This is a genomic window from Salinivibrio sp. IB282 (assembly GCF_001995685.1).
GTDB lineage: Bacteria > Pseudomonadota > Gammaproteobacteria > Enterobacterales > Vibrionaceae > Salinivibrio > Salinivibrio kushneri.
The window spans coordinates 1-2264 of record NZ_MUET01000136.1 but is presented as its reverse complement, the minus strand read 5'-3'; the positions used below and the strand labels follow the sequence as shown (position 1 = coordinate 2264).

The 2264-nt window shown below is 51.1% G+C and carries 4 protein-coding genes; 1 reads left to right on the top strand and 3 read right to left on the bottom strand.

The annotated features are described in order from the left end of the window. Positions 1–164, top strand: a 164-nt coding sequence (locus BZG14_RS15100; protein ID WP_131825206.1) for a 2TM domain-containing protein, incomplete at its 5' end; no start/stop codon positions are given. Positions 165–231: 67 nt separating this feature from the next. Here the strand turns inward: BZG14_RS15100 and BZG14_RS15095 are convergent. The 3 genes from BZG14_RS15095 to BZG14_RS15795 all read right to left on the bottom strand — a co-directional run. After that, on the bottom strand, positions 232–930 hold the full coding sequence (locus BZG14_RS15095; protein ID WP_077609136.1) for a gamma-glutamyl-gamma-aminobutyrate hydrolase family protein: 699 nt from the start codon (positions 928–930) through the stop codon (positions 232–234). Continuing rightward, positions 906–1913: an amidoligase family protein gene (locus tag BZG14_RS15090; RefSeq protein WP_077609135.1), complete on the bottom strand. Its 1008-nt coding sequence runs from the start codon at positions 1911–1913 to the stop codon at positions 906–908. The genes BZG14_RS15095 and BZG14_RS15090 overlap by 25 nt, the downstream gene beginning before the upstream one ends. Positions 1914–2049: 136 nt before the next feature. Then, on the bottom strand, positions 2050–2264 hold a 215-nt coding region (locus BZG14_RS15795; protein WP_206744423.1), incomplete at its 5' end, for a hypothetical protein.

Genomic DNA, 2264 nt, shown 5'->3' with positions numbered 1-2264 from the left:
GGCTAACCACTCCAGACTATTACTGGGCTTGGTGGGTCGCATTGGGATGGGGGATTGCAGTAGTCAGCCACGGTGTCAGTGCTCTGGGCATTGTCGATCTCTTTGGTGATAAGTGGGAAAAACGTCAGATAGAGAAGCGACTGAACGCGCGGTCAAAGCGTTAACCTCTGCCCGATAACGCCGAGCGAATGTGCCTCGGCGTTTTTGTTTCTCACCAACTAACAGACATGTTTACTGAGAGGCCGCTTGTCGCTGCTGGAAGCGCGTTGCATGCTCAACTAATCCCTTAAACAGCGCACGCTGACAGCCAAGATAAAGCAAAAATTCCGGATGCCACTGTACGCCCAGTGTATAGGGGCGGTTGGGTGATTCAATGGCTTGTACAATACCATCTAAATCACGTGCGCTTACCGTTAAATCCTCGCCTAACGCGTTAATTGCTTGGTTGTGCAGGCTGTTTATTTTGCGTCTGCCTTGCCCCAACCGTTGCTGGATATGGCCGTTGACTTCACGCGATATACACAAGGTTTTCATCGGGAACACTGTCCAGCGATGAGAGGTTTTTTTGCGTTGCTCGCGCAAGCTTTGGTGCAAGGTGCCGCCTAAGCAAATATTAAGAAGCTGCGCGCCACGGCAAATCCCTAGCAAGGGCTTTGGGCTTGCTAGCGCGCTTTTGATTACTGCRCTCTCTAGGGCATCGCGTTCAGAATCGTAGTTGGGTTTCACTTCGGGCTCGGCGGCGTACAGCACAGGCTCGACATCGTGCCCGCCGGTAATCACTACGCCATGATAGGCGTCTGGGTCCAGCGCGGTACCGGGGTGTAGTTGTAACGGCTTGCCACCATAGAGTTTGACGGCCGCGGCAACAAAAAAACGTGGCAGCCTTGCGCCTTTGTTGGGGCCGGTTATTGCGATGACGGGTTTATCCATACATTGTGCACCTTTTCCGCCCAGTTATTCACGATACGTGCCAATGGGTCATTGATATACCCCAAATAGGCCTTGCAACACGCCTTGAGTCGCGCAGGGTCGGCGGCGAGTTTTTCCACTTCCACCCAATCGTTCCATGCTTCGTGAATGCCCCAATCAGTCCGACTGACTTTGCTGTCCGGCAACCGATAATGAAATGTGGGCCGCGCCTGTGTGAGCCCATCATTGATGACTTTATTCRCTTTCTCAGCATCAAGGTGAGTGAATAAGGGCAACATGTCTAATGCACGATTTCGTGTGGGATTGTCGGCAAGGTAGTCATCGATCAGGATATTCAGATCCGGCCAGTAATCATCAGCCAGTACGCGCTCGACATACGCTTTCGGGAAAGGGTCGACATAGTTGGTCAAGCGCCGCGAGAGATCAATATCGGCGCGTTTTAAAAGCCAGTCATACAAACATAAAAATGCTTTTAAGTGCGCACAAATCGTCTTAGCGGTTAAATCAGGCAKCTCTGGATTGAGCTGCATGCCAAACGCATAAACCGGGCTGTCTTCGGTCCCTTCGGCGCCTTGCTGGCGTAGATGCAAAATGAGTTGGTCCACCTCTTGTAGGCGGTCAAGAGGGAGAGGCGGGCCGACGATTTCTACGGGAACAAAGGCTTTTGCCGCCCATGCCAATAAGTCTTCAGCCGATTGATCCAGTCGATTGGTGACTGTGTTTTCGCTACGATCGCTTTGCCCTAACCGTTTGAGCTTGGCATAGTCGAGCTCGATGACCCAATCCCCGGCTTTGTCCCCGTTTAAGCGGCGGTCATATCGACCACCACGTTTAACGCTCAGAGAGAAAAAATCAGCCACTAGTTGGGTGATGGTATCCAGCTCTAGGCCACTGAGCTCTATCTCAACGCCTACGCGGCGCGTATTTCCCTCAGCGTTGGTGATCTGAGGCGGTGTTTTAAGTGGTGAATGTGGCGCATCCATGGTTTTTTAGCCTCATTTTTATCGATGATAGGGAATAGGTGGGGATAAACCTGTAACACTTAAAGGCCTAAGAGGATAAATAATCAACACCTGTTCAGGGACGCTGAGGACACGGAACAGGTTGATGCTTAGTCATTCATAACGGCATTTGGGCTTTATCTATTCGATCTTTAGCCCAACTCTCAACTGCCATACGCTTGATTTCATTGAGAGCGTCGCTGGGCAGTGGGCGCTTTATACCGACCTGAATTGTGTCATCATGGTACAAATATAGTCGAGATAAAAACTGCTCAAAGGGTAGAGAAGCTTCCCCGTATTGCTCTCCTCTTCCTTGCGTTGATACCACCACGT